The 25,984-nt window shown below is 35.4% G+C and carries 29 protein-coding genes and 1 other RNA gene; 12 read left to right on the plus strand and 18 right to left on the minus strand.

From position 1 onward, the window contains the following. Positions 1–157: 157 nt before the first annotated feature. Entirely contained in the window at positions 158–1,360 is a 1,203-nt protein-coding gene (locus CDZ92_RS06845) for an MFS transporter (protein ID WP_096154502.1), read from the minus strand. A 158-nt stretch (positions 1,361–1,518) separates the two neighbouring features. Then, a non-coding RNA gene (gene ssrS, locus CDZ92_RS06850) (6S RNA) lies at positions 1,519–1,716 on the minus strand. Positions 1,717–1,893: 177 nt separating this feature from the next. Here ssrS and CDZ92_RS06855 point away from each other — a divergent pair. Further along, positions 1,894–2,169, plus strand: coding sequence for a DUF1292 domain-containing protein (locus tag CDZ92_RS06855; RefSeq protein ID WP_096154503.1), 276 nt, complete (start codon positions 1,894–1,896; stop codon positions 2,167–2,169). A 48-nt stretch (positions 2,170–2,217) separates the two neighbouring features. Continuing rightward, positions 2,218–2,808: a branched-chain amino acid aminotransferase gene (locus CDZ92_RS06860; RefSeq protein WP_096154504.1), complete on the plus strand. Its 591-nt coding sequence runs from the start codon at positions 2,218–2,220 to the stop codon at positions 2,806–2,808. 17 nt (positions 2,809–2,825) lie between these two features. On the opposite strand, the gene CDZ92_RS06865 is transcribed toward CDZ92_RS06860, so the two are convergent. Beyond that, positions 2,826–3,758 carry a DMT family transporter gene (locus CDZ92_RS06865; RefSeq protein WP_096154505.1) on the minus strand — a complete coding sequence of 311 codons (933 nt, stop codon included), beginning with the start codon at positions 3,756–3,758 and terminating at the stop codon, positions 2,826–2,828. Positions 3,759–3,940: 182 nt separating this feature from the next. On the opposite strand from CDZ92_RS06865, the gene CDZ92_RS06870 reads away from it, so the two are divergent. Beyond that, entirely contained in the window at positions 3,941–5,782 is a 1,842-nt protein-coding gene (locus CDZ92_RS06870; RefSeq protein ID WP_255249853.1) for an SLC13 family permease, read from the plus strand. 50 nt (positions 5,783–5,832) lie between these two features. On the opposite strand, the gene CDZ92_RS06875 is transcribed toward CDZ92_RS06870, so the two are convergent. Continuing rightward, positions 5,833–6,177: a YckD family protein gene (locus tag CDZ92_RS06875; protein WP_096154507.1), complete on the minus strand. Its 345-nt coding sequence runs from the start codon at positions 6,175–6,177 to the stop codon at positions 5,833–5,835. Positions 6,178–6,336: 159 nt separating this feature from the next. Here CDZ92_RS06875 and CDZ92_RS20280 point away from each other — a divergent pair, with 159 nt between their 5' ends. The 6 genes from CDZ92_RS20280 (at position 6,337) to CDZ92_RS06900 (ending at position 9,224) form a co-directional block, all read left to right on the plus strand. Beyond that, complete coding sequence (locus tag CDZ92_RS20280) at positions 6,337–6,468, plus strand: hypothetical protein (protein WP_255249795.1); 132 nt, start codon at positions 6,337–6,339, stop codon at positions 6,466–6,468. A 112-nt stretch (positions 6,469–6,580) separates the two neighbouring features. Next, the gene (locus CDZ92_RS06880) at positions 6,581–7,363 is read left to right on the plus strand and encodes an LAGLIDADG family homing endonuclease (protein WP_096154508.1); all 783 of its coding nucleotides are present in this window, start codon (positions 6,581–6,583) and stop codon (positions 7,361–7,363) included. A 15-nt stretch (positions 7,364–7,378) separates the two neighbouring features. Continuing rightward, positions 7,379–7,750, plus strand: coding sequence for an rRNA methyltransferase (locus CDZ92_RS06885; RefSeq protein ID WP_096154509.1), 372 nt, complete (start codon positions 7,379–7,381; stop codon positions 7,748–7,750). Positions 7,751–8,047: 297 nt separating this feature from the next. Further along, positions 8,048–8,338, plus strand: a complete 291-nt coding sequence (locus CDZ92_RS06890; RefSeq protein ID WP_096154510.1) for a site-specific integrase — start codon at positions 8,048–8,050, stop codon at positions 8,336–8,338. Positions 8,339–8,390: 52 nt separating this feature from the next. Then, positions 8,391–8,810 (plus strand): tyrosine-type recombinase/integrase, encoded by a 420-nt coding sequence (locus CDZ92_RS06895; RefSeq protein WP_255249796.1) that lies wholly within the window; start codon positions 8,391–8,393, stop codon positions 8,808–8,810. Positions 8,811–8,819: 9 nt separating this feature from the next. Continuing rightward, the gene (locus CDZ92_RS06900) at positions 8,820–9,224 is read left to right on the plus strand and encodes a hypothetical protein (protein WP_096154512.1); all 405 of its coding nucleotides are present in this window, start codon (positions 8,820–8,822) and stop codon (positions 9,222–9,224) included. A 342-nt stretch (positions 9,225–9,566) separates the two neighbouring features. Here the strand turns inward: CDZ92_RS06900 and CDZ92_RS06910 are convergent, their stop codons facing one another. The 7 genes from CDZ92_RS06910 to CDZ92_RS06935 all read right to left on the minus strand — a co-directional run bounded on the left by CDZ92_RS06910 (position 9,567) and on the right by CDZ92_RS06935 (position 18,782). Further along, positions 9,567–10,067 (minus strand): hypothetical protein, encoded by a 501-nt coding sequence (locus tag CDZ92_RS06910; RefSeq protein WP_096154514.1) that lies wholly within the window; start codon positions 10,065–10,067, stop codon positions 9,567–9,569. After that, entirely contained in the window at positions 10,013–10,351 is a 339-nt protein-coding gene (locus CDZ92_RS06915) for a hypothetical protein (RefSeq protein ID WP_096154515.1), read from the minus strand. The genes CDZ92_RS06910 and CDZ92_RS06915 overlap by 55 nt, the downstream gene beginning before the upstream one ends. Before the next feature lie 1,285 nt (positions 10,352–11,636). Further along, positions 11,637–14,072 (minus strand): DNA topoisomerase IV subunit A, encoded by a 2,436-nt coding sequence (gene parC / locus CDZ92_RS06920; RefSeq protein WP_096154516.1) that lies wholly within the window; start codon positions 14,070–14,072, stop codon positions 11,637–11,639. 3 nt (positions 14,073–14,075) lie between these two features. Then, positions 14,076–16,040, minus strand: coding sequence for a DNA topoisomerase IV subunit B (gene parE, locus CDZ92_RS06925; protein ID WP_096154517.1), 1,965 nt, complete (start codon positions 16,038–16,040; stop codon positions 14,076–14,078). A 502-nt stretch (positions 16,041–16,542) separates the two neighbouring features. After that, on the minus strand, positions 16,543–16,956 hold the full coding sequence (locus CDZ92_RS06930; RefSeq protein ID WP_096154518.1) for a CoA-binding protein: 414 nt from the start codon (positions 16,954–16,956) through the stop codon (positions 16,543–16,545). A 71-nt stretch (positions 16,957–17,027) separates the two neighbouring features. Continuing rightward, complete coding sequence (locus CDZ92_RS20285; RefSeq protein ID WP_255249797.1) at positions 17,028–17,159, minus strand: hypothetical protein; 132 nt, start codon at positions 17,157–17,159, stop codon at positions 17,028–17,030. A 63-nt stretch (positions 17,160–17,222) separates the two neighbouring features. After that, entirely contained in the window at positions 17,223–18,782 is a 1,560-nt protein-coding gene (locus CDZ92_RS06935) for a glycosyl hydrolase family 18 protein (RefSeq protein WP_255249798.1), read from the minus strand. A gap of 141 nt (positions 18,783–18,923) precedes the next feature. On the opposite strand from CDZ92_RS06935, the gene plsY reads away from it, so the two are divergent. Next, complete coding sequence (plsY, locus tag CDZ92_RS06940) at positions 18,924–19,523, plus strand: glycerol-3-phosphate 1-O-acyltransferase PlsY (RefSeq protein WP_096154519.1); 600 nt, start codon at positions 18,924–18,926, stop codon at positions 19,521–19,523. Between the two features lie 279 nt (positions 19,524–19,802). Here the strand turns inward: plsY and CDZ92_RS06945 are convergent, their stop codons facing one another. Then, positions 19,803–21,590 (minus strand): S9 family peptidase, encoded by a 1,788-nt coding sequence (locus tag CDZ92_RS06945; protein ID WP_096154520.1) that lies wholly within the window; start codon positions 21,588–21,590, stop codon positions 19,803–19,805. A gap of 169 nt (positions 21,591–21,759) precedes the next feature. On the opposite strand from CDZ92_RS06945, the gene CDZ92_RS06950 reads away from it, so the two are divergent. Then, on the plus strand, positions 21,760–22,935 hold the full coding sequence (locus tag CDZ92_RS06950) for a CapA family protein (RefSeq protein WP_096154521.1): 1,176 nt from the start codon (positions 21,760–21,762) through the stop codon (positions 22,933–22,935). A 39-nt stretch (positions 22,936–22,974) separates the two neighbouring features. Here the strand turns inward: CDZ92_RS06950 and CDZ92_RS06955 are convergent, their stop codons facing one another. Further along, positions 22,975–23,469: an NUDIX hydrolase gene (locus tag CDZ92_RS06955; protein WP_096154522.1), complete on the minus strand. Its 495-nt coding sequence runs from the start codon at positions 23,467–23,469 to the stop codon at positions 22,975–22,977. Positions 23,470–23,558: 89 nt separating this feature from the next. Between CDZ92_RS06955 and CDZ92_RS06960 the strand changes: the two genes are divergently transcribed. Next, on the plus strand, positions 23,559–23,846 hold the full coding sequence (locus CDZ92_RS06960) for a HesB/YadR/YfhF family protein (protein WP_096154523.1): 288 nt from the start codon (positions 23,559–23,561) through the stop codon (positions 23,844–23,846). 16 nt (positions 23,847–23,862) lie between these two features. On the opposite strand, the gene CDZ92_RS06965 is transcribed toward CDZ92_RS06960, so the two are convergent. The 5 genes from CDZ92_RS06965 to CDZ92_RS06985 all read right to left on the minus strand — a co-directional run bounded on the left by CDZ92_RS06965 (position 23,863) and on the right by CDZ92_RS06985 (position 25,783). Beyond that, a complete protein-coding gene (locus CDZ92_RS06965) occupies positions 23,863–24,168 on the minus strand; it encodes a hypothetical protein (protein ID WP_096154524.1) in 306 nt (101 codons plus the stop codon). A 1-nt stretch (position 24,169) separates the two neighbouring features. Beyond that, the gene (locus CDZ92_RS06970) at positions 24,170–24,595 is read right to left on the minus strand and encodes an acyl-CoA thioesterase (RefSeq protein ID WP_096154525.1); all 426 of its coding nucleotides are present in this window, start codon (positions 24,593–24,595) and stop codon (positions 24,170–24,172) included. A gap of 460 nt (positions 24,596–25,055) precedes the next feature. After that, positions 25,056–25,295, minus strand: coding sequence for a small acid-soluble spore protein Tlp (gene tlp / locus CDZ92_RS06975; RefSeq protein ID WP_096154526.1), 240 nt, complete (start codon positions 25,293–25,295; stop codon positions 25,056–25,058). A 142-nt stretch (positions 25,296–25,437) separates the two neighbouring features. Next, complete coding sequence (locus tag CDZ92_RS06980; RefSeq protein WP_096154527.1) at positions 25,438–25,581, minus strand: acid-soluble spore protein N; 144 nt, start codon at positions 25,579–25,581, stop codon at positions 25,438–25,440. A gap of 70 nt (positions 25,582–25,651) precedes the next feature. Next, a complete protein-coding gene (locus CDZ92_RS06985) occupies positions 25,652–25,783 on the minus strand; it encodes an FbpB family small basic protein (RefSeq protein WP_096154528.1) in 132 nt (43 codons plus the stop codon). Positions 25,784–25,984 lie beyond the last annotated feature (201 nt).

Here is a 25,984-nt window from a genome sequence, read left to right on the forward strand (position 1 = left end):
ATGATAGCATCACATTCTATATTTATACACCTTATGAAACTAATATATTATTGTGTATTACACTAAAATATTCGTTTTTCAATGAACGAACCGTAATTATGAAATTGATTCAAATATAAAACGCCTTCTCGCTGATTCAGTCGAGAAGGCGTTTTTGTTATATTACATTATTCGCTTGAAGCTTAGCTATTTTGCCTTTTTGTTTCTGCTGCCATGTTAGGGAAATAAACATCGTAATGCTAAGGACAACTAAACCTAAGATGAATGGATAAATAATTTTCACATCGTATAAAAGCCCTGCTAGCGTTGGTCCTAAAACATTCCCAATACTCATATAAGCATTGTTCATCCCCATTGCGAACCCTTGTTCGTTACCCGCTAATTTAGAGATTAATGTCGTTAAAACAGGACGTAAGATAGCCGTTGCTAGGAACATTAATAATGTAACACCAAAGAAGAATAGGTAACTGTTCGCGAATAAAGACAGAAAAAAGGCAAATGTAGCTAAACCAAGGAACGTATTTAAAATCGCTGCTTCGCCAAACCTCGTCACAATTTTATCTACAACAAATAGTTGTACCGTAACACTAATAATCCCTGTGGAGGTTATTAGTATAGCAATTTGTTGTGGTGTTGCACTGTACTGATTATCAACGTAAAGTCCTAAAACAGATTCATAAGCCATTAACCCAAAACTCATCACCATCGTTATAATTAATGGGATAAAATACGGTTTAGAAACAGACGTTCCCATCTTTGTTAATAGGGATACTGATTCTTGTTCTACCATCTCTTTAGAAATGTCACGACTTTCTTTTAACACTAATATCGAGAAAATGGTAGCGACTAGAGATATTATTGCTGAAACAAGCAGTGGTACCTTTAGTCCAAAGTCTGCAAGGAAGCCACCAATACCAGGTCCGATAACAATTCCAAGTGACATAGAAGCTGATATATAGCTATTTCCTTTTGCACGTTGCTCTAGTGTTGTAATATCCGCTACATAGGCGAACAGAGCGGGAACAACTAACGCTGCTCCAACCCCACCTATAACACGTGAAAAATAGAGCATCCAAACGGAATCAAATAAGTAAAAGATAAACATTGCTAGTGTGAGGCCAAATAGACCGATTATAATCATTATTCTTCTACCGTATTGGTCAGCCCATTTCCCAGCGATAGGGGACATAATAAATTGAGCCGCAGCGAATATGGCAATCATTAGTCCTGCTGCCATTCCACCTTCACCGATAGAATCTAAATAAGCTGGTAAGATCGGAATAATAATCCCAAAGCTACCAACAGCAATAAACATATTTATCATAATTATTAACATTTTTTTTCGTTGTTCAGGAGCCATATGTCCACCTCTTTCTGTCTGTGACTAATGTAATATTTAGGCACCCTAAACATTTTAATCAGTTTTCGTATATCGGTCAATTAAAATGTGTTGGAAAAAAAGAATTTCAAACATATAAAAAACCAGCCCCCATCAGGAAACTGGTTTGAAGATTCAATATAAGGGCCGCCTTTGCCGTAAAGTCTTGATAAGAAAGTTTTAAACCACCACTCCTCAAAGTGGGTGTTTGCAGAACCGTTCATGCGTGTCCTCCTTGTCATATAGACAGAGGCTTGTCAATTCAGATTCGATGTTAAACTCCCTAATACAGCTTAAAGGTTAAAACTTTATTATATTTACGTACAATGCAGCTTGTGTTCTTATAATACATGATGGCTTCATCAAAATCAAGGGATAAATTAATTAATGAAAAGATTTCCATTCGGACAAGAAGTCATGTACAATTAATGGTGGCTTCCTTGCATGAAAACACCTAGCATAGGGAAGATAAGGAAGTATAAAGACCAAATCTTATTACCAAAGGAGAATGAGACATGGAACCAATCGAAGTTGGAGAAATTTTCACAATTAGCGATGAAAATGGCGAAGATTTAGAAGTAGAAGTATTAGGAGTTATGACAGTAGAAGGTTCAGAGTATGTTGCGGTTGCATTCGTAGACGATATACAAGAAGAAACAGAAGAAGACGTAGACATTTTCTTCTTAAAAGTAGAAAGTGACGAAGAATTTGCTCACATCGAATCAGATGACGAGTTTGAGAAAGTATCTTCTGCTTTTGAAAAGGTAATGGAAGAGCAAGATCAAGAATAAGAGGATGTAAAAATCCTCTTTTTTCTGATAGAAGAAGGAGAGAGTACCATGTTAAAAAAACATGTAGAAGCATACATAAAAGAGAATAGCCCAACGGTCCCATTAACATCGTTTGAAAAAGAATACGTTGAATCAACTCACCTTATTCAAGAAGATGTGACGGTAACACCCATCCAACTAGTTGAACGTTTTTCCGATGTATATGTGGAACGCTGTAATAAAGAGTCAGAAGAAACTTTAAGTGAAGAGGGCACAAGTTTTTTAGAAAAACCAATTTCTTATTTAAAAGATCATAAGCAAGAGTTTTTATATATAGAAAGCCAAGCCTTCTCAATAATTGGAGTTGACTCCGTTTCTTTAGAATTGGATGATATCTTTGCAACGTATGATGTTATGTTCGGTCTAAAATTACAGAAGAAGTACGAAGCAACACTAAAAGAAACGATGAAACAACTTTTCAACACCGATCAACCGAAAATGGCCATTATGTTTAATCAACAAGATGGAGTTTGGGACATGAACTTTGCATTAAATCATATAGAAGGATTTAACGAAAGTGGCTCCATTAGCGAAAACTTACAACTAATGTATCACTTTATGTTTCAACTACTATCAACAATTGAATCTAATTACCATTAAAAAACTGCCAAACAAAGTTAGGCAGTTTTCTTTAATGATGTCTTTTTATTAAAAAGTTTCCACTTCTTTGTGTTCGTACCTATATATACCCCAGAGATAACGAATAGTGCACCTATTACATGCGCTGTTATTAATTTTTCTCCTAAGAAAATAGTAGCCATTATGACTGCTGATACCGGCATCACATTGATGAAGATAGAAGACTTAGCCGCTCCAACTTCTTTAATTCCTTGATAGTACATAATAAACGATACTACCGTAACAAACACACTCATATGTCCAATTGCCACCCAAGCATCCATGGTAGCCAGTTGAACGTCTAGCCAGGATGTTTCAATAATGGCAAATGGGAATAAAAAGAGAGTACCAAAAGCAACTGCATATGTCGTGGAAACGATCGCGCTATATTTCTTTAAGACAACTTTTCCAATCACACTATATAAAGCCCAACTAAGCACAGCTCCAGCTAAAATAAAGTCAATTGGCTCAAAACCTAGTTGAACTATTTTTTCTAAATGGCCTTCCGTAATGATAAAAGCGACACCAGTTAAAGCGACTATCATTCCTACTATATTATTTTTCGTAATCTTTTCTCTTAAAAATAAAGCAGAAAATAGAATGATTAATACAGGGTTAGAAGCAATAAATAGGGAGCTTTTAATTACTGGAGCATGTTTACTCGCTAAGAAAAAACAAATGTTATAAATGGCTATGCCTGTTAACCCTAAAATGGCGAACAAACCATAATCCTTTAATGTAGGCTTGTTTCTTTTTTTCTCCATTATCCACATGATTGGGAACAGGAGGATTGCTGCTCCAAAAAATCGTAAAAACGCTACGGTTGCCGGTTCAAAACTTTGTACGGCGTATTTTCCTGCTATAAAAGCACTACCCCAAATAGCAGTTGAGAGAGTTAACATTCCATAAATTAACCAAAGCCTTTTCTCCATAAAAATCCCTTCCATCTTGTGAACTATTTATTTATAAAGTATTGTAACATCTTTTTCGTAATTCAAAATATTTATTTATAATTTTTTTACATACTATCTATTATATTGTCAAAAATTATAATCTAGTCCTATCGTTACTTTTGGTATGATGGAATGGAGAGGAGGTTTGCTTCGTGAATGAAATGTGGTTGACATTTATCATTTTAATTATAACAACAATTGCATTTATTATAGGCAAATGGCGTTCTGATTTTGTAGCGATTGGTGCTTTGTTAGCCATAGCCATTCTTGGCATTGTAACACCTCAAGAAGCGTTAGCTGGCTTCTCTAATTCGATCGTTATTATGATAACTGGCCTATTTGTCGTTGGGGCAGGAATTTTTAATACTGGACTTGCTAATAAACTCGGCAATCAACTTATTAAATTAGGTGGACAAAATGAAACGAAAACATTAATAATTGTCATGTTAACAGTTGGTATTTTCAGCGCGTTTATAAGCAATACTGGTACCGTTGCGATTATGATTCCGGTTGTCATTAGTATGGCTATCCAAATGAAAGTAAGCCCAGCTGTTTATTTAATTCCATTGGCGTTTGCTAGTAGTTTAGGTGGCGTTTTAACGTTAATTGGTACACCGCCAAACTTAGTTGTCAATGAAACACTCGTACATAATAATTTAACGCCGTTTCATTTCTTCGGTTTTTCACCGATAGGGATTGTCGCGTTGCTTGTCGGTACAAGCTATATGGTCTTGTTTGGTAGAAAAATATTAAAAAGCAAATCCGATCTTTCTATTAATGCAGCTAGCCATTTGTCGCCAACTGAATTAGCTGGTGTTTATAAAATTTATGATAGATTGCATTTGTTGAAAATTACCGAAAACTCTACAATGATAAACAAAAGTTTAGTTGAGCTAAAACTTACTGAAAATTACCGTCTTACTGTTGTGACAACAAAAAGAAAAGCTCTTGATAAGTTACCATTTCAATCAAGGACGCCACACTTATTGAAAGCAAAGGAAGAGTTAAAAGAGAATGACGTTTTGTTGATCTTTGGAAAGATGGAAGCGATTGAGCAATTGAAAACTGACTATCGGTTGGAATTGTTGAAAGATAAGGAAGAAGCAGATTTACAAACTATATTATTTTCCAATGTTTTTGGTTTAACAGAAGTACTCATAACACCGCAGTCATCTTTTATTAATAAGACAGTTAAAGATATTAAATTCCGATCTAAATATCACTGCAATGTGTTAGCGATAAATAGAAGAGGGAAGTACATACAGAGTAATGCTTCTTCCACGAAATTACGAGTAGGGGATGCACTAATTGTACACGGTGCATGGAAAGATATTGAGTTAATGGATAATGAGCAACAAAATATTGTTGTTGTAGGAAAGATCAGCGAAGAAGCGGGAACTGCATCTGCTTCAGGAAAAGCGTGGATAGCAGCTTCCATCATGCTTTTTATGCTTATTATGATGTCGACAGAGTGGATGTCTCCTGTCATTGCCGTAGTGGCAGCAGCGTTTTTGATGGTTGCAACTGGATGTTTGCGGTCTGTGAATGAAGCATATCAAAAAATTAACTGGGAATCTGTCGTTTTAATAGCTTCGATGCTTCCGTTAGCTACAGCACTTGAGAAAACAGGTGGAGTAACATACATTAGTTCGTTTATTGTCGATTTACTAGGTAATAATGGATCATATGCCATTTTAGCTGGCTTTTACGTTTTAACGATGATCTTCAGTCAATTTATAAGTAATACTGCAACTGCCGTCATATTTGCTCCAGTAGCGATAACATCTGCCCAAGCGTTACAGTTAAGCCCATATCCATTATTAATGAGCGTTGCGGTCGCTGCTAGTATGGCGTTTTCAACACCAGTAGCATCCCCTACTAACGCGATGGTCATGTCAGCAGGAGGATACAAGTTTAGTGATTATGTAAAAGTAGGGGTTCCACTACAAATTATCCTATCCATCATCATGATTCTGCTTATCCCTCTCATTTATCCATTCTAATAATAAAAATGAAAAAACGATACCAATGTGGAGGTATCGTTTTTTCATTTTTAATCTTCTTTATCACAGTCACACTTATTGTGATGCTTATCATGTTTGTCCCATTTAGGGATAAAACCGTTTTCTTCTATTTTTGAGTAATGCTTTTCAAATTTGGAGACTATTTTTTCAGCTTTTTTCTCTGAAATTACTCCGTATTCAACGTACTTATTAATAATTTTTTTCTTTTGCTCTAGAGCTTCCATTTGCATTTGAGCCATTTCCTGCTTTTGTTCTTCTGTTAATTGTACATCTTTGTTAATCCAAGAATCAGACCCACCAAATGCATGTGAAAAGGTTGCTGTTCCTAAAAAAAACATCATACCAACTAATAAACTTACAGTATATTTTTTCATCCAATCACTCCTTTAGAAATATTACACCTTAGAGTGTGTTGAATTTAGAAAAATTATACAAAAAATAGATTCATTATTTTCTAAGAGGTTGGAACATTTACGATAATTGGTGCATATATTGACTCTTGTGTGAGATATAAATGAAGGGAAGTAATCGACATGAATAATTATCAAACAATCACGGAAAATCAAAACGAAACAAATCTTTTACAAGAATTTAAAGTAATTGAAGTAAATGTAACAGATCCATCAGAGAACTTATACGCTGTTGTAACACCTGTTAAACAATAAAGTAAACATACTTAATATAAAACCTTAGAAATCATCGTATTTCTAAGGTTTTTATTTGATTTACAGAACAAATGTTCTTATGATGGAAATATAGAAGAGAGGAGGATAAATCATGCCTAGAAAACTTGGCATAACGGATGAAGAAATTATTGTGATGTATAAAAGCGGAGTTCCTTATAAGCAAATTTCTACTAAAACTGGTTTATCTGATCGAGCTATTCGTAACATTTTATACAAACATGATGTTAAAATGAATAGAGAGCCTTACTCTGGACAACCTCGAAAACATAAAGTTAATGAACATTTCTTCAAAACATGGTCAGATGAAATGGCGTGGGTTTTAGGGCTAATCATTACTGATGGCAGTATTAGCAAAAAGACTCATTCAATTACATTATCTCAAAAAGATACCGAACTATTACGTTTAGTAGCAGAATATATGAAAGCTGACTATGTTATTGCACCAATTGCTTCAACAAGAACAGTTCCTAAATTAATAATAAACTCAAAAATTATTAAACATGATTTAATACAGTTAGGACTAATTCCAAAAAAATCATTGATTGTACCTTTTCCAAATGTGCCAAGTGTTTATATACCAGCATTTATTAGAGGTGTAATTGATGGGGATGGCTGGGTCCAGGGTAGAGGATATGTGATGAATATTACTACAGAAAGTGAGCCATTTGCTAATGGTTTGTACCATGTATTTAATACATGGATGTTACGAATGGAAATAATAACCGAAACAACGAAAAATAGTAGTGTAATCTATAGAGTTTGGGTAAAAGGAAAAAGTGATATATGTAAACTAGCAAAGATAATTTATAATACAGATATTCAATATGAATCTCATAAAAAACAAAAAATGATGCAGCGCATATTAACTTTATAATTAGAGGTGTTTTAAATGTGGAAACTTGTTAACGGTAGATTAATACAAACTACAGATAATAGTAGAGTGAAGTTTAGAACAAATATTAGCAAAAACATTATTGATCACTTAAATAAGCTTGCCATAGAACACGATACTTATTCCAATTATCTACTGGAAACTGGCCTTAAGGAAGTATTAAGCCAGGGTGTCATTTCATATAATAAAGATTTAAGACCTAAGGATAGAATCCAATATAAAACCACTTACGATAAGGAATTACTAAAAGAAGTAAAAGAGTTCGCAAAGAAGAATAACTTATTTATTAACGATATAATTGAATATAGCGTTTCTTATATAGATTTCGTAAACGTTAAAAATAGAAGCCATAAGAATAGGACGGAGTAGTCTTATTCTTACGCTTAAAGAAACGCCCCGAACATAATATAAATTATCGGAAGTTAATTCAAGAACCACCAATTATGTCTCACAACCCTAGAATACTTAAGCTATTGAGACGAAATTGATTTTTCGCTAATAATGGACCGTTCCCATAATAATCATTATCGAGAAGTTGCGATTCTGAACTTCCCAATAATGTTTGGGACCGTCTCGATAAATATCTAGAATGGTTCGATAACTTACTGGTACGGGATATAATTTGTTGGTACGTTCAAATAATGAAAAATTTGGAGGTCATTACTCATGGAATTTCAACCCGCGTTAGACGATTTTTTACTGTATTTGGAAGTGGAACAAAATTATTCAAAAAACACCGTCGAAAGTTACGAAAGTGACTTAACGAAATTTCTTGCCTTTTTACAACGTCACAACCGATCGACCGTTTTACAAGACATTACCCCTTCTCTTGTTCGTCGTTTTATTCAGCAGGAAACCTTGCAACGGTTTGTGAGTCCACGCACCATGCAACGGCGTATTTCGAGCTTACGATATGTTTTGCCAATTTTGTTTGAAAGAAAACTTTACCACTTCTAACTTCGTGGCTGGGATTAAATCACCGAAATCAGACACAAAATTACCGGTGTATATGAATTTAGAAGAAGTGAAAAAGCTGTTCTCTTCCTTGGAAAAAGATAATAGCGCCCTCTCGCTTCGTAATGAAACCTTGTTTAAACTGCTGGCGACAACAGGCATGAGACGGCAAGAACTTGTTGATTTAACCTGGCAACAAATCGATTTATATAATGAAACGGTTTTGATATTTGGGAAAGGAAAAAAAGAACGCCTTCTTCCCCTTTATTCGATGATGCTTCCTTTATTAAAGAAGTATAAAGCATCCTTAGAAGAACATCAGACTCATCCGTTAGAACCTGTGTTTCGTAACGGGAATGGAAATGCGTTTAATCCGCGTGGGGTGAATATGATCTTTAAAGACGTGTTAAAAAATGCAGGTCTACCCCCTCAACGCTTTACCCTACATCACTTACGCCATACCTTTGCATCGTAAGTCGATATTATGGAGGAATTACACCCGAAATACCCATTAGCTAGCATAGCGGGAAAAGCGAAAGGAGATAGTTCTTGGTATGTGAAAGAAACACATGGAAAAATGACCCCAGAATTTGAAGCGATTTGGTGCCAAGCCAATTTAAATAGTTTAACAGACGAATACCCAACCACGATAACAAATGCGATGTTCTGGTTTCGTGATGATGTTCAAGAAGTGTTGCAATACCACAAAGTGTTCTATGCGAAAACAGTCGCATTCAGTACAACCGGTTCCCATCAACAGAAATTTGCAAATTTCCCGTATTTGGTAACGTTCGTTGTACATAAGGATTACCACACTGGCCTTAATGTAATAAATGCGACAATTTGCTCCGTTGTATTTTCAATTAAATACATAAAACCGTTAGAATGACCTACCAGGTTTAACTCTCCGTTACCTAAGAAACCCATCTGATTCACCTCGTTATCATAATGTGTAAAAAATTACCTTTTTAAAGCAAAAAAAAAGAGAGAATGCCACTCCCCCTTTTTTTATCAATCTAATCACCGTTCCCTTATTTTATTAAAAGCCGCTTTCCATTTATCAAATCGCGTAACAAACAAAAGAACTACAAATATATTAATCATCTTTAATGCCGACTGCAGATAACCAGGTTCTGTTGTAGTGACTATGACTAGATATATAATGATAACCAATGGAAGACCAATCAAAAATTGTTTATGTTTACTCATAATCCTCAGTCCTTTTTAAGTGTCATGGTAATTGCGGACCCCAATCAACTTTTTTCCCAGTTAATTGAACTTTAAGCCATATAGGATGGGCTATCCTCTGAATTAAAAATGTAAAGAGCCATTCTGCAGCAACAACAAGAAGTGCCCATATTACAGGATGTGGCAACATAACCCCTAGCATAAAAGCTATAGCAGAAATCTTCAAACCGAATAGGTTTTGTACTGCCGTTCTGCTCAAGAAAATAGTAACTCCCCACCAGTGAAAACTTACAGACGTTCGACCTTCCCACACCCATCTTTCCAAACCAATTTCTCCATTGTCTTCTGATACACTTTGGTACGGGGTGATTCCAGCTGCCACTATATTAGCAAGTAATTCTTCGTCACTGACGCTATACTCCAATATATTTCCCTTTACTTCCAAATCACTACTATCGCTTATGAGGATATTGGATTCAATTATTTGCGCTAAAACTTTTTGAAATTCATCTTCTGAAAACTGATTGCGATTGTTGATCCGCATGTTGTGGTTCCCCTATAATAATTTAACTCTTCATGTAAAGCGTCAATTTCCAGTTGCATTTTTTCAAGGCACTTCTCACAAAGCTCACCAATAGGTATTCTATCTATACCTTCTTCATTTCTTTCATTCAAAGGAGAACCTGTAAAATTCATTGAGTGATCACATATTACCGGAAATTCTTTTGCATGATATCCAACACTTTTTATATGCCATTTAGGAACTCTTCTTCCTGAATCTTCATCTCTAATTAATTGGATTAATTGATACTTCCAACGTCTTTCCATGCTTTTATATTATTCCCCCGTTCGATTAAAATCGTTACACAAGCTATAAATACGAGAGTAGCATTTTGGTATGGTTAATCTCTAATAGTGTTAGAAAAGAAAAGGATTGCTGAAGATTTACCAATCTTCTTAGAAATTTTAGGAATTCGTGGTGTTGTGCAAAATAGTTTGCAACAACTAAAAACTCTAGATTTTTAGTGTGCTTTAAATACATTCCTTGCTTCCTTAAAATATCATATACCATCCCTGAAATAATTACGTAAGGTCTTTTGCTCGAACGATATTACTTGTACAGATGAATTTCTTTTACTTGTGAGCTCACCGTTATTATAGATTGTATTCGACTCTTGTTCAGAAAATTGATATCTAGATTACTTGCTATACAAATTTAATTCCGTTATTACGATTTTGTTTGATATTTTCATTTTATTCTTCAAAAATTTTTATATTCCTTCCACCAAACGGCAAATTCCAACCTTCTTATTTCACCGTTTGTATAAAATCAACCACCAATAAAATAAAGCTTCTTCACTTTACAGTAAAAGTACACTCTTAGAAAACGAAGTTATTTGCTACACAGTATACGGTCAACTGAGTTGCAAATGAATCATTTGTTTTTCATCCTTTTTAGCTAATGAAATTCTGATTCTACCCATTCAACAAGATCTGCTGTACGAATAAGTGGTTGCAAATCTTCTTCCTTCTCAAATAATTCTTTTTAGCAAAACTTCAATTTTGTTTTCGACAAACCATTCCGAGTGTATCAAAAATTCTAGAATCTTAGGTAAACCTCTATGGTCCAACTCTTCTATATTTAACATACGACTTTTTTGATATGATGTTGATATATAATCCAATAGTAAATGCTTAGTATATGATAAAATGGTTAAACTAAATAGCGTTATGTCATACTCAGAGTATACATAATGTCTAAGGACGTATACTTTTAAATTCCTATCCCGACTCAAACATTATAAGAAGTGAACACTAAGTCTATTCTGTTTAACTTCTAATATAAATTATCGGAAGTTAATAATTAGACAAAAATAATATCTCAATACCAGAGTATACTCTTGATATTGAGACGAAAGTTAAATAAATTTGTACATTTAAAAATCTATATAATTCTATTCACTTTCTATTACAAACTTCTCTTTTAATGTTTCAGTAAAGAACTGCCAAATACAACTTCATTTAGTTTTATAATTTTGCATTTCGTTCAATAAATAACCTTATTTTGATAAGAAAAAGCGATGCAAATTTATTTTGCACCGCTCTCCTCATATTATTTTCCACTATTAGTTTCTTTCATTTCCACCCAACTACAAACAACATCCCCAGCTTCTTGCTGATCTAATACAAATGAACCGTTACTATAACGATCATTATTTCTTAATGAAACTGGATCCACCTGTTCAATAACGCCTTTTACTGTTTGTATATAAACAAACACATTATCTCTTACCAATTCAACAGCAGCAATTTCATGTGGATTTGTTTTCACTTCTCGCAACATTACTAAACCACGTTTTGCTCTTGTGCCTTTATCAAACTCTGTAATCTTTAATTTTTTCACTGAACCTCTATGAGTTGCAATGAATAAAAATGCCTTTTCCTCTTGTGCAAAAACTAATCCATTTACTACTTTATCATTATCTTTCAAGTTTATGCCTTTAACACCAGCTGCTCTTGCTCCAACAATATTCACTTCGTCTTCTGTAAACCATAATCCATAACCTTTTCTAGTAGCAAGGAAGATATCTTGTTTTCCATCGGTAACGAAAACATTTATAACCTCATCTTCCCCTTTTAAATTAATTGCTACTAACGGTTTGGAATAACGTTGGGCTTTATAATGAGCCAATTCTGTACGTTTCACCATACCATTTTTCGTCATAAACAATAAGAATTTAGGCTCTTCGAATTTACTAATTGGAATTGCCTTCAGAATTTTTTCATCTCGATCAATCGGAACAATATTGGCTACATGTTGCCCCATATCTTTCCAACGAATGTCTGGCAGTTCATGAACAGGTAAATATAAATAATTACCTTTGTTAGTGAACAACAGAACAGTATCCGTCGTATTTATATCAAGCTTATGTAAAATACGGTCGGTCTCTTTCATACCGAAGTCTTTCCCATTAGATGCAGTATACGAACGAATACTAGTACGTTTTACATAACCATCTTTCGTTACCGTAACGATTACATCTTCAGAAGGAATCATAACTTCTAAATTGATCTTAATCTCTTCAATTTCTTCTTCAATTTTCGATTTACGCTCATCTTCATACGTCTTTTTCACACGCTTTAAGTCTTTTTTAATAACAGAAAGCAACTTAGATTCACTAGCTAAAATCGACTCAAGTTCTGTAATTTTTGCTAAAAGCTCCTCCGCTTCTGCTTGCAGAGCCGTAATATCTGTATTAGTTAAACGATATAACTGCAAAGAAACAATTGCTTCCGCTTGTACTTCTGTAAACGCAAACTTAGAAATTAAATTATCCTTCGCATCACGCTTATCTTTAGAAGCACGGATTGCCGCAATTACCTCGTCCAATATGGACAATGCCTTCATTAAACCTTCAACAACATGTTGACGTTCTTTCGCCTTAGATAAATCATATTTAGAACGATTCGTGATAACTTCCTTTTGATGAGCAATATATGCATCTAAGAAATTCGCTAAGCCCATTAAGGTCGGTCTGCGATTATAAATCGCGACCATGTTAAAGTTATATGGCACTTGTAGATCGGTGTTTTTATATAAGAAATGTAAAATGCCGTTAGCATCTGCTTCTTTCTTTAACTCAATAACAATACGTAATCCAGTACGGTCCGTTTCATCACGAACTTCCGCGATGCCGTCTACTTTTTTATCAAAACGAAGCTCGTCCATCTTTTTAACAAGGTTCGCCTTATTTACTTCAAAAGGAATCTCCGTAATGATAATCTGTTGTTTACCACCACGAACAGACTCCACTTCCGTTTTTCCACGAATAATAATTTTTCCTTTACCCGTTTCATAAGCCTTTTTAATTCCTTCAAGCCCTTGAATAATTCCACCTGTTGGAAAATCAGGACCTTTTACAGCGGTCATTAAATCTTCCAAAGTACATGTCGGGTTATCAATACGCATAATCGTAGCGTCAATTACTTCTCCTAAATGATGTGGAGGAATGTCTGTTGCATACCCAGCGGAGATACCAGTAGAGCCATTTACTAGCAAGTTAGGATACATTGCTGGTAAAACGACTGGTTCTGAACTTGTATCATCGAAGTTAGGAATAAATTCTACTGTTCTTTTGTCAATATCACGAAGTAACTCAGAAGCAATTGCCGAAAGTCTTGCCTCTGTATAACGCATCGCAGCAGGTGGATCTCCATCTATGCTTCCGTTATTTCCGTGCATTTGTATTAACATATTACGTACTTTCCAGTCTTGACTCATACGTACCATTGCTTCATACACAGATGAATCACCATGCGGGTGATAATTACCAATTACGTTACCGACTGTTTTTGCCGATTTACGAAACGCCTTATCAAATATATTTCCTTCTACGTGCATCGCATAAAGAATACGTCTTTGTACCGGCTTTAGTCCATCACGTGCATCTGGTAGGGCACGCTCTTGAATAATATATTTACTATAACGTCCAAATCGGTCGCCAATAACCTCTTCTAAAGGTAGGTCATGAAATTTCTCTGTAATCATCCTTTATACCTCCTCTGCGACCAATAAATTATCATTTTCTAAAATATTCGGGTCTTCTTCGAGGCCAAACGCCACATGACTTTCAATCCATTTACGACGAGGTTCTACTTTATCACCCATTAACGTCGTTACACGTCTTTCCGCTCTTGCAGCATCATCAATGCGTACGCGAATAAGCGTACGCGTCTCTGGATTCATTGTCGTATCCCAAAGCTGGTCTGCATTCATCTCTCCAAGACCTTTATATCGTTGGATTATATATCCTTTACCTACTTTTTTCATCGCAACTTGTAATTCTTGCTCTGACCAAGCATATTCGATAACTTCTTTCTTTCCAGTCCCTTTACTCACTTTATATAGTGGTGGTAGTGCAATAAACACTTTACCAGCCTCGATTAATGGCTTCATATAACGATAGAAGAACGTTAGTAAAAGTACTTGAATGTGAGCTCCGTCAGTATCCGCATCCGTCATAATAACTACTTTATCGTAGTTAATATCTTCCACGGTGAAATCAGGTCCAACTCCACCACCAATTGCATGGATAATCGTGTTTATTTCTTCATTTTTAAAAATATCTGCTAATTTTGCTTTCTCTGTATTTATAACTTTCCCTCGTAATGGAAGTACAGCTTGAAACTTGCGGTCCCTGCCTTGTTTAGCAGAACCACCGGCAGAGTCACCCTCCACTAGATAAATCTCATTTTTTTGAGGATTGCGAGATTGAGCAGGTGTTAATTTACCACTTAAAACCGTATCTGATTTTTTACGCTTTTTCCCGCTACGTGCATCTTCACGCGCTTTTCTAGCCGCTTCACGTGCTTGATATGCTTTTATTGCTTTTTTAACAAGCATCATACTTGTATCAGGATTTTCTTCAAGGAAATAAGCTAAATGCTCTGACACCATGGCGTCAACGGAAGAACGAGCTTCACTTGTTCCTAGTTTCCCTTTCGTTTGTCCTTCAAATTGTAGCATCTCTTCTGGAATTCTTACACTTACGATAGAGCTTAAACCTTCACGAATGTCCGCTCCGTCTAAGTTTTTATCTTTGTCTTTCAGCAAGCTTACTTTTCTTGCATACTCGTTAAATACTCTAGTCATCGCAGTTTTTGCACCAGCTTCATGCGTTCCGCCATCTTTTGTACGAACATTGTTAACAAAAGATAAAATGGTTTCAGAGTATCCGTCATTAAATTGAAAGGCAAATTCCACTTCTATTCCATTTTGTGTCCCTTCAAAGAAAACAACAGGATGTAAAGAATCCTTTTCTTCATTCAAATATTCGACAAACGCTTCTATTCCATTTTCATAATAAAATACTTCTTTTTGATCGTGTCTTAAGTCATTTAATTCTATTTTTAAACCTTTAAGTAAGAAAGCAGATTCGCGTAATCTCTCACATAAGGTCTCATAATTGTAAACAAGCGTACTAAAAATGGATTTGTCTGGTTTAAAATGAATAGTCGTTCCTGACTGGCGAGTTGTCCCCGTTTTTTCTAATGTCGTAACAGGCTTCCCTCCATTTTCAAAACGTTGTTCGTAAACATAGCCTTCTCGTTTAATCGTTACGACTAACCATTCTGAAAGTGCGTTAACAACAGATGCACCTACACCGTGCAGACCACCACTCGTTTTATATCCACCTTGTCCGAACTTTCCTCCTGCGTGTAGGATAGTTAGGATAACTTCAGGTGTTGGTTTACCCATTTTGTGCATACCAGTAGGCATACCACGTCCTTTATCGGTAACACTAATGGAATTATCTTTATGTATCGTAACAATGATATGGTCGCCATGACCTGCTAAAGCTTCATCAACTGAGTTATCTACAATTTCATATACTAGGTGGTGAAGTCCTCGGCTGTCTGTACTTCCTATATACATTCCTGGGCGTTTTCGAACTGCTTCGAGTCCTTCTAATACCTGAATGGCATCATCATTGTATTCTATTGGCTTTTTTGACACAAAAACATACCCCTTTCACTACTCAAACAATCAATTCTATCTCTTTATCTCTGTTCCAAAAAAGAAAACTACTTTTAATTTTTTTATTAAGCGACTTTTTATAACGCTGTTGATAGTAGCGTAAACCTTCCGCGGGCCGGCCGGTAGCCTCCTCGGCGCATTGGCGCCTGTGGGGTCTCCCGTTCCCCGCTTTTCCGCAGGAGTCTACGGCTTACGCTACAATCAACAGCTAAATGAATTCAAACTTAACAATGTCTCTTTACAGAGTAGCTTTCTTTTTTGGTCAGCAATTATTGCTGAAAGGTAAATACAAACAAATATTCGTATTTATCTTATCATACATTTCCACACTGTCTATGCCTTATTGTATAAGGTAAATCGTAATAAGCCAACACCTTTTCTAAAGAAACTGTAATTTACTGTAGAAATATAAGCTTGTTCACGATTTAGGAAGAACGAGTAAAGCCCTTGTTTTAAAGAAAACAACAAGGACTTTCCCTTACTATCTTGTTAGTGCATGCTCTACTTTAATACATCGGTCCATAATAACAGTGTAACCTTTTTCTTTTAAAAAATGGTATGCTTCCTCATTGATCAAACCAAGCTGAGCCCAATACACATCTGCATCAATTTCTGCAAATTCCTTAGCTACGTCATATAAATGCTCGGAACGCCTAAATACATTGACGATATCGACGTGACCTTTAATATCTTTTAAGGTAGCTACTGCCTTTTCTCCTAAAACCTTTTCAACAGTTGGATTGACTGGAATAACTTTAAACCCTGCATCTTGCATTGCTTTTGACACCATATAAGATGTTTTTTCAGGATTAGCTGATAAGCCAACTACCGCTATTGTTTTACTCTTATTTAAAATCTCGCCCATTTCTTGACGAGTTGGGATTTGTACACTCATTTCAGAACCCCTTTCTATTGTTGTTATACTAATAGGTTTACCCGCTATCTATTTAATTTAACATAGAGCGACTATTCTCCTGCTTTTCTTTGTCGAAAAACGTCCACTTGTTTCGTATTTGTGTTCATCACTTCCCAGGCATCGTTATTTGCAAAGAAACGACTCCACGTTGCAATACCAGCTAATTGATAGTCATGGATCAACTGCACTCTTTGTTGTAATGAGTGTTCATCCTCTAACCAAATTTTATACGTAGCATTCTCTTTTTAATCAAAATATTCTACGTAATTTTGCCTTGAATCTTCGTCCAATATTGGAGTCAGTTCTCGCTCTTTTACCCAATTTTCTACCGCAGTCATACTTAATGCTCTAGAAGAAACTTGTATGTTTCCAGCTTCCGTTTCTTCTTCCTTCCACAGTCTAGTATAAAGCGGAATACCAAGTACGAGTTTTTCATGAGGAATTTCTTTTAAAATCTTCTTTAAATTTTCTTCCACCCACGGCAAACTAGCTACACTTCCTGCAACAGGGGAAGTACCCCAATGTTCGTCATACGCCATTATCATCATGTAATCGACAATATTGGAAAGTTTCTCTCGCTCATAAAACATGGACCATGTAGGGCTTTGCGAAATAAACGTAACGTCCATTGAAACTACTAGACCCGCTTGATGCAAAAGCGGTGTTGCTTCTTTCACAAACTGAGTTATATATGGACCATCTTCCACCCTTACGTTTTCAATATCGAAGTTAATTCCATCTAATTCGTACATTTGACTATAAGCGAGCAGCTGCCTAATCATTTTCTGTCTCGTTTCATAGCTACGAAACACTTCATGTGTCATATCTAAGTCGGTAAAGTCGTTCGCAAATAAAGCCCATATTTGATACCCACGATCTTTTGCCCATTGAACATATTCCATGGAACCTAGATTAGAAATATCACCCTCTTCATTGGCTATATGGAACCATGTAGGTGAAACAACGTTAATACCAGCCATTGTTGGTAAACTATTTGTATCAGGGTTGTACGAATATACAGCTTCCCATGTTAAGTTGATCGGCCAGTCCATCCTAGGCATTGTAACAGGTTCATACTCTTTGTTTAAAGTCACTACAGATGGTTGTTTTAGCTCAATTACGTCCTTCGGAACGTATCCAGCTATTCCATGATTTTGTCGAATATAATAAAACCCTTGCTCTTCCATTACAATTGCAACAGACTCCCCATCAAATAGGTTTGAATAGAACGGCTCTACTAAAGAAGGGCCAGTTCTTACTTTTAATAAATGTTCTTTTGCTTCTAAGACGATTCCTTCTAGCATAATTTCTCCATGTTCCATTATTTTTACAATGCCTGTTGAAGGTAATAATTCTACCGAAATAGAATAATATTCTAGTAAAGGTGTAATCGCAACGTAAAGGTTTGATTGTGCTTCCATTAGAGTGGGAAATTGTATGGTGAATTCTTCTTCATTAACAAAGTATGTTAAGGAATCGGATGGCATTTGCATTACTTTATTTTTTGTTGTAATGATGATAGAATTTGATTCCTCATCTAACATTGCTTGCGGGTCAATATGTTTCAAGTAAAATGCGACTGGCAAATAGATAACATCATCCTGTATAAGTGCCTCGTCTGCCATTAACTCCCCTTTAAACAAAATAGGATGATTCAATTGTGTAAAAAGTACTTTTTCTTTTGACGGTAAAGGATAAATAATCCATACGAAACTTGTTAATATTAATGAAATGGCAAAACAAATTCCTAATATAATGACTGGTTTCTGTAATTTTTTCTTCTTTATCACTTCTAAATTATCCATTGCTCCAATCCTCCCTACGTCTATAGTAAGGGAGGAAGTAAGAAAAAAGAATACAAATTAAATAATTGTTTAATTTTATCTTTGCATTTTAAACGTTTTAACATATATTTAAGTATAAGGACTATATAAAGGAGTTTTAGAATGATTGAAATTATAATTTTTATTCTTGCTTATCTTTTAGGCTCCATTCCCTTTGCATTATTAATAGGTAAAATTGGTTACGGTATTGACATTAGAGAACACGGTAGTGGTAACTTAGGTGGAACTAATACTTTTCGTACATTAGGAGTTAAAGCCGGTTTGCTTGTTACGCTAGGGGATATATTAAAAGGAACTCTTGCAACTGCATTACCATTTCTATTTTTACAATTATTCGGGGTAGAAACGTTGCTTCATCCGTTAATTGTCGGAGCTGCTGCTGTTTTTGGACATGTTTATCCAGTATTCGCGAAGTTTAAAGGAGGTAAAGCTGTAGCAACCTCTGGTGGAGTTATTTTATTTTACGCGCCGATTCTGTTTTTTGTCATGCTAGCATGTTTCTTTTTAGGCTTATATTTAACGAAAATGGTATCTCTTTCTTCCATAATTACTGGGCTTGTGATTTCTACATACAGCTTCTTTACTGGTGATATACCGCTGATTGTTATTGTTACAATACTAACGGTTTTTGTTATTTATAAACATAAAACAAACATTAAACGTATTATGAATAAGACAGAACCAAAAATAAAGTGGTTATAACAAAAGCCTGAACCCAATTAATTGGTGGTTCAGGCTTTTTTAATTTTGTTTGTTAAATAACGCTGTTGATTTTCGTGCAATGCCTCGCTTTCCGCGGACGTGCCGGGAGCCTCCTCGGCGCAAGCGCCTGTGGGGTCACCCGCTCCACGCTTTTTTCCGCAGGAGTCTCAGCCTTGCACGAAAATCAACAGGTTTTAAGTATTAAATTATCACCTCTAAGCTTTACATAGTTATATATAAACAAAGGAGATGAACGGACCACCTCCTTCTTGTTTACAATTACAAATGTTTATTTAAGAATTGTAAGATTGTTTGATATACCTTAACCTCATTTTCTTTTTTCGAGAATCCGTGACCCTCGTCATCTAGCACTAAGTATTCCACTTCTCTACCTTTTGCTTGTAAAGCTTCTACGATTTGATCTGATTCCGCCTTTACGACACGAGGATCATTTGCCCCTTGAATAATTAGCATTGGCTTTGTCATCGTCTCTAAATAAGTGATTGGTGTATCTTCCGTTAACTTCTCTTTATTTTCAACAGGATCTCCAACCCACTGTTTCATAACCGGTTTCCAGTGCTCTGGTACAGATTCAATGAAAGAAAATAAGTTACTTACACCGAAAATATCAATAACTGCTTTAAAATATTCAGGATGTCTACCATGGAGCAATAATGCCATGTAACCACCGTAACTACCGCCCATTAAGAAAATTTTATCACGTTTTGCATAACCATTTTCAATAAGCCACTCCAAGCCATGAATATTATCAAGACGTGGACCATGACCCCAATCTCCTTCCACCATCTTCATAAATTTTAACCCATAGTTGGAAGACCCTCGGAAGTTAGGTGCAAAAATGCTATATCCTTGATGAATAGCAAACTGGAAGTAAGAGCGGAAAAACTTTCGCTCAGATGCTTGTGGTCCACCATGTGGCCATAAAATAACATGCCCATTATCTACATCTTTTTTCGGACGGAAAAAGAGCGCTTCAATTTCTAATCCATCATAAGAAGGATATTTAATAACTTCTGGATCACTTAACTCATCTTCCGTTACTCCTGGAACTTGATAATTAGTAAGCTTTAACCACTCAGAACTCCCTAATTCTTTCTTAAAAATATTAAAAGGCATAACAGCAGAACGACCTAAAATATAAACATTACCGCTCTTAGCAACAACTACTTTATCAATAGAATCTACTGGCAAGTCTACTTTAGTAAGTGTGTTTTCGTTTATGTTAAAGGTGTATAATTCATCTACGACTCCAACAGATGAACATAAATATAGTAATCCATTTTCTTTATCAAATTGAATATCACTAAATTCAATTCCTTCCTTTGTTGGTACACGGGAGAACTCTTTCGTATGAATATCAAAATGAGCTAAATACGTCATGTCCTCTTCAAAGTTTGTTAAAAAGTAAATAGAACCTTCGGATGCGAAAATTGCTCCACTTACTGTATGTTGCTTTTCAGTAGGAGGAGTTAACAAGTGTTGCTCACCATTCTCTACTAGATAGGCTAGTGAGTAAGTATTAGCAAAGTGTTTTAACGTAATATAAGATTTTTCATTTTTTGAAACATCTACTAAATAAGTTGCCGCTCCTTCTCCTTCCAATACTACCGTTTCTTCTTCCGTTTCAAGATCGTAACAATATGTATTTAAAAAAGTAGGATTACCTTTGGAGCTTGTATAATATAACTTCTTTCCATCATGGGACAACTGTGGCTGCATATGTCTTGCATCTTCCTGCACACGAACTGGCTTTAAGTCTCCACCCTTAGTCGGTAAAGCATAAATTTGAGCTAATTCATTTCCATCATGATCAAAACTAGTTAACAAGAAGTTATTGTTCTTATCGTAAGTTAAGCTATGGCAACTTTGATTATGGAACGTTAATTGATATGGAAACGTATTTGGCAAATCCATTGCCCATAAGTTATAATGGCCTGTGAAGTTACTACTAAACACAATTTGACTCTCGTCTGGACTTACTGCAAAATTCTGAATAAAATTTACACGAAAAAATTGTTCTACCCCTGGTTTTTTAAAAGTTAACAAGAGACTCTTCCCCCTTTTATATATGCTTCCATAACAATTTTCGACAACCGAATTAAATATCCTGCAAATAATTCCAATTTTCGAAAAAATAAATCTACCAATGAATACAGATTTTTTATATAGTATAGATAGTAATAATTGGAATCATTGGAAAAGAAGGAGCTACTTTATGAAGTTTAACAAAACGATACTCATCCCCATTCTATTAATCGTCACTATAGGAGGTATCTTTCTCACCTTATTAATAGCAAATTTTAATAGCAACAATGTAGATGGCCTAATAGAACTTCAGTATGTTTCTACCCATAGTAGTAAAACGGTTAATACTTACGAAAAATCTTATAATGCCGAAGCAACTATCTCAGCCGTAGGTGATTTATTAATTCATAGTACGGTCTATAATGCTGCAAAAACAAATGATGGATACGATTTTAATCCAATGTTAGCTCGAGTAAAAGAATTCTTGTTAACAACAGACATTTCGATTGCTAATCAGGAAACAATGGTTGGTGGAACAGAAATTGGTTTATCCACTTATCCTACGTTTAACACCCCATATGAGGTTGCTGACGCCTTACTAGAAGCAGGAGTAGACATTGTAAGTATTGCAAACAACCATACGATTGATCGTGGAGAAATAGCCGTTCAAAACGCCATTAAACACTATGAAAAAATTGGCATGGAGTATGTTGGGGGCTATAAAGATTTTGACGACCAGAGTACATTAAGAACGATAACAAAAAATGGACTTATCTTTTCTTTTCTATCCTATACGTACGGTACAAACGGGATTCCTATTCCAAATGGAAAGGAATATTTAGTTAACTTAATTGATAAAGAAGTTATTAAAAAAGATGTAGCTCATGCTAAGCAAAATTCGGATGTTGTCGTTGTGGCTATGCACTGGGGAGTAGAGTACATTTTATATCCTAATAAAGAGCAAGAAGAGCTTGCTAACTTTCTAGCCGGTATCGGTGTGGATATTGTCATCGGACATCACCCTCACGTCTTACAACCGATGGAGTTTATTGAAAGAAAAGACGGCGGAAAAATGTTTGTCATATACTCTTTAGGAAATTTCCTTTCAGGGCAAAAGTGGGATTATAAAGATATTGGTGGAGTAGTACAACTGCGAGTTTCGAAAAGTGTAGGGGCTGGAGAGTCAAAGTTGGAAATAACAGTAGATGACTTCATCCCAACGTTTGTATCACAACAAGCTAATAGTAAGTTTCACGTTGTCCCATTAAAAGACGCTGCTTCATTCGGCTTGCCAAACGCACAAGCAAAAACAGAAGAAATGATGAATCATATGTATCAATGGATAAACAATCCACGAAATAGGTAATGAAAACAACGACAGCTGATAATTCACTGTCGTTGTTTTTTATCTTTTTTTAGTAGTAGTAGTAACTTCGTCAAATATAGAAGGAATCATCTCGTTTATTTGATAATCAACAATTTCTCCACATCCATTGTAGTAAAAAGCGTGTTCTTTTATCGGTTGATCCTGTTTTAGCATTTGAGGAAGGAAATATTTTATATTGGATACAACTTTATTATTTGTAATTACCCAATCGGTACTTTTCCATTCCAACTTCCCCTCTGGCCCCTCCAGAACTTCACCTTCAAACTTCCTACAAATGAAAACGTACATTCCGCTTTCTTCATTCCATGTGACGATTCCGCTGAAATCTAATTCCAATGCTAGTAAACCTGTTTCCTCCATAATTTCACGCTTAATAGAGCTAAAAATATTTTCACCTGACTCAATTTTCCCACCAACCCCGTTCCACTTATGTTGATTTGGTTTCTTATTTCGATATAACATTAACGTTTTGTCTTCTTTCATAATAAAACAAATGGTATACGGAATTTTCATTTTTTTCTCCTTAGAAGGTATATCGTTTGGTTCATATTCATTTCATTAGATATAATATAACTATCCGACAAGTTGAGAGGAGCAACACCATGAAAATTTCCATTTCTGATGAGGCATTAAACTGGTATAAAGAAGAACTACTTTTACAAGATGGAGATAGCATTCGCTTTCAAGTACGCTACGGTGGATGTAGTACAGTACAAAAAGGATTCTCTCTTGGGATAGAAAAACAAGCCCCAGACAACCCAGTAGCATCTGTTGAAAAAGGTGGAGTAACCTTTTACGTAGAAGAAAGCGAAGCTTGGTATTTTGATGGCCATGACTTGCATGTTGGCTTTAATACCACACTACATGAACCAACGTTTGAATACCAATAAGGAAATAGGATTTTACCTATTTCCTTTTTAAAAATTTATTAATTTGATCCCATTGATTTTCTATTTCCAATATTTCTAATTGCTTTTCCCCTATCAAATCAAAATGTGGAAACTGCTCACGGTTATGAATCCATTCACTCTTCAATCCGTACTTCTCTCCCCACTTTACTAAGTGCTCTATATCACAACAGCCCACTTTTGTTACAGTATGTATATGCGGAAACTTCGGATGAACCCAATAATGAGTAATAAAAGCAATATCGCCATTTTCCACTTTTCTCTTCCAGCTCATTAACTCAGCTCTTTTAATTCCAAAAGCCATCTTATTCTCCTTGCTTTTTCGCCTTTTCGTATGCCTCATGCCACTCGGGATAAACTTTTTTAAACTTAATTGGCCTGAACGTTTCTTTATTCACACAAACATGTGATGATGTTGCTATAATAGCTACTTCACCAGATGGTGTAAGAACTTCGTATCCGTATACAGAGCGAAAGCCATCATATTTTTCAATCCAAGTGCCAATCGTTGCAACTTCTCCGTATTTTAACGGCTTTTTATAAGAAACCTGAATATCAATCACCGGTGAAATGATACCATCTATCTCCATTTGAGCATAGGAAAAGCCTAAATCTTTTATTAATTGTGTTCTTCCAAGTTCCATCCAAACTAAATAATTTGCATGGTATACTACACCCATTTGATCTGTTTCGGCATAGCGGACTTCTATCTCTTTCGTAGAAACTAACATGTATACTCCCCCAATTAACTTACTATTTCAACATCATACCATAGAGCATTTTCTCCCTAAAGTATTTTGCCTGGAAAAGAGACTGCGACATAACTAAAAATTTATCTTTAATGCCGAACTATTAGTGTCAGGATTTTATACCGCAGATGATTGGAGTGCAAACCTTCGCTTTCCGCGGGCGGTAAAAAGGAAGGTTATTTTAACTGCCTTGAAAAAACCTACTCCTCGGCGCAAGCGCCAGTGGGGTCTCACTTAACTCGCTCTCCCGCAGGACAAGGAAGGCTACGGAGCGATACATCCTTCGTAAGGAAATGCGTTAGCATTTTCGAGGAGTCTTCGGTTTGCACTCCAATCATCTGCTAGAAAGGTGTAAAAAAATCCGAGTTATCCCTATAAATTAGGGATAATGTTCGGATTTTTCTTAGTTCAATATAGCTTTGTCATAGCCTCTTTAAGTAAATTATTGATAACCGTTTTCTCTAGCTGCTGCTTCGTCTTTAATTTCACTTCGCATTGCTTGAATGCTTTCCTCACGACGAGCATTTTTCGCCTCAATTCTTGCTCTTTCTTCACCATCTGCAAACTGCATTGTTTCATGCGCTTGCTCGATGTTTTCTATTGTATTTTGCACCATATCTTGTAATTTTTCTACATTATCACTACGATCGTCTGGTTTCGCTTGGTGATGTTTATGTGTCATGACTATTCCTCCTAAATAGTAATACCGGTACGTTACTATTTTGTACAATAATTTTAGCTTTCATTTCTTGAAAAACTTGGGTACTACTGAATTATTTCAACACAAACAAAAACTGATGAAATCCAGTTTTTGTTCACCAGTTTTACTCACCTTTAGTTTGTATTACTTGTGCATGTTGACCGGATTTGTCTTGCATTTGTTTTCCTTTGTTACCTCCAGCAGAGTGTGACTGAGTACCAATATGGTTCGGTTTGAAAGGTTGACTATGTTTTTTTGGATTACTCATTAAAAATCCCCTCCTACTTGTACTATTTGTAAAGTAGAAGGGATTCATACAAACCAAATATAGGATAAGCTTATTCCGCTTTATTTAACATTTTTTCTTCTAGTCTGTCTTCAATACGTTTTAAAGCCTCTTCGTCCTTTAATAGTTCTTGTTTATTCTCAAGGACAAGTTCTTCAAAAGATCTTTTTCTCATTCTTCTCATTATTATCACCTTCTTAATAGTTATTATAATAGTTATAATGTCCAAAAAACTTTAAAATTATGATAACTTTCTGACAAATTAATGAGAATTAGGTTAAATTATTAAAATTATATGAAAATTTGTTTTTTTATTCGGGACTTCTTTCCTCTTATGGATAGTTTTACATATGCTATTGATACTTTTTATTGTTTCTATGGGTAC

This window comes from Bacillus sp. FJAT-45066 (assembly GCF_002335755.1).
Lineage (GTDB): Bacteria > Bacillota > Bacilli > Bacillales > Bacillaceae_I > Bacillus_CD > Bacillus_CD alkalisoli.

Bases quoted from the DNA above. Each gene is read 5' to 3' on its own strand.
- CDZ92_RS06955 (WP_096154522.1), bottom strand. From the start codon at position 23,469: ATGAAAATTCCGTATACCATTTGTTTTATTATGAAAGAAGACAAAACG.
- plsY (WP_096154519.1), top strand. From the start codon at position 18,924: ATGATTGAAATTATAATTTTTATTCTTGCTTATCTTTTAGGCTCCATT.
- CDZ92_RS06895 (WP_255249796.1), top strand. From the start codon at position 8,391: ATGAATTTAGAAGAAGTGAAAAAGCTGTTCTCTTCCTTGGAAAAAGAT.
- CDZ92_RS06930 (WP_096154518.1), bottom strand. From the start codon at position 16,956: ATGAGTGTACAAATCCCAACTCGTCAAGAAATGGGCGAGATTTTAAAT.
- CDZ92_RS06885 (WP_096154509.1), top strand. From the start codon at position 7,379: ATGTGGAAACTTGTTAACGGTAGATTAATACAAACTACAGATAATAGT.
- CDZ92_RS06960 (WP_096154523.1), top strand. From the start codon at position 23,559: ATGAAAATTTCCATTTCTGATGAGGCATTAAACTGGTATAAAGAAGAA.
- CDZ92_RS06845 (WP_096154502.1), bottom strand. From the start codon at position 1,360: ATGGCTCCTGAACAACGAAAAAAAATGTTAATAATTATGATAAATATG.
- CDZ92_RS06935 (WP_255249798.1), bottom strand. From the start codon at position 18,782: ATGGATAATTTAGAAGTGATAAAGAAGAAAAAATTACAGAAACCAGTC.
- CDZ92_RS06950 (WP_096154521.1), top strand. From the start codon at position 21,760: ATGAAGTTTAACAAAACGATACTCATCCCCATTCTATTAATCGTCACT.
- CDZ92_RS06915 (WP_096154515.1), bottom strand. From the start codon at position 10,351: ATGGAAAGACGTTGGAAGTATCAATTAATCCAATTAATTAGAGATGAA.
- CDZ92_RS06980 (WP_096154527.1), bottom strand. From the start codon at position 25,581: ATGAGTAATCCAAAAAAACATAGTCAACCTTTCAAACCGAACCATATT.
- CDZ92_RS06970 (WP_096154525.1), bottom strand. From the start codon at position 24,595: ATGTTAGTTTCTACGAAAGAGATAGAAGTCCGCTATGCCGAAACAGAT.
- CDZ92_RS06865 (WP_096154505.1), bottom strand. From the start codon at position 3,758: ATGGAGAAAAGGCTTTGGTTAATTTATGGAATGTTAACTCTCTCAACT.
- parC (WP_096154516.1), bottom strand. From the start codon at position 14,072: ATGATTACAGAGAAATTTCATGACCTACCTTTAGAAGAGGTTATTGGC.
- CDZ92_RS06870 (WP_255249853.1), top strand. From the start codon at position 3,941: ATGTGGTTGACATTTATCATTTTAATTATAACAACAATTGCATTTATT.
- CDZ92_RS20280 (WP_255249795.1), top strand. From the start codon at position 6,337: ATGAATAATTATCAAACAATCACGGAAAATCAAAACGAAACAAATCTT.
- CDZ92_RS06985 (WP_096154528.1), bottom strand. From the start codon at position 25,783: ATGAGAAGAATGAGAAAAAGATCTTTTGAAGAACTTGTCCTTGAGAAT.
- CDZ92_RS06860 (WP_096154504.1), top strand. From the start codon at position 2,218: ATGTTAAAAAAACATGTAGAAGCATACATAAAAGAGAATAGCCCAACG.
- CDZ92_RS06900 (WP_096154512.1), top strand. From the start codon at position 8,820: ATGGAGGAATTACACCCGAAATACCCATTAGCTAGCATAGCGGGAAAA.
- CDZ92_RS06855 (WP_096154503.1), top strand. From the start codon at position 1,894: ATGGAACCAATCGAAGTTGGAGAAATTTTCACAATTAGCGATGAAAAT.
- CDZ92_RS06910 (WP_096154514.1), bottom strand. From the start codon at position 10,067: ATGCGGATCAACAATCGCAATCAGTTTTCAGAAGATGAATTTCAAAAA.
- CDZ92_RS06880 (WP_096154508.1), top strand. From the start codon at position 6,581: ATGCCTAGAAAACTTGGCATAACGGATGAAGAAATTATTGTGATGTAT.
- tlp (WP_096154526.1), bottom strand. From the start codon at position 25,295: ATGACACATAAACATCACCAAGCGAAACCAGACGATCGTAGTGATAAT.
- CDZ92_RS06965 (WP_096154524.1), bottom strand. From the start codon at position 24,168: ATGGCTTTTGGAATTAAAAGAGCTGAGTTAATGAGCTGGAAGAGAAAA.
- CDZ92_RS06890 (WP_096154510.1), top strand. From the start codon at position 8,048: ATGGAATTTCAACCCGCGTTAGACGATTTTTTACTGTATTTGGAAGTG.
- CDZ92_RS06875 (WP_096154507.1), bottom strand. From the start codon at position 6,177: ATGAAAAAATATACTGTAAGTTTATTAGTTGGTATGATGTTTTTTTTA.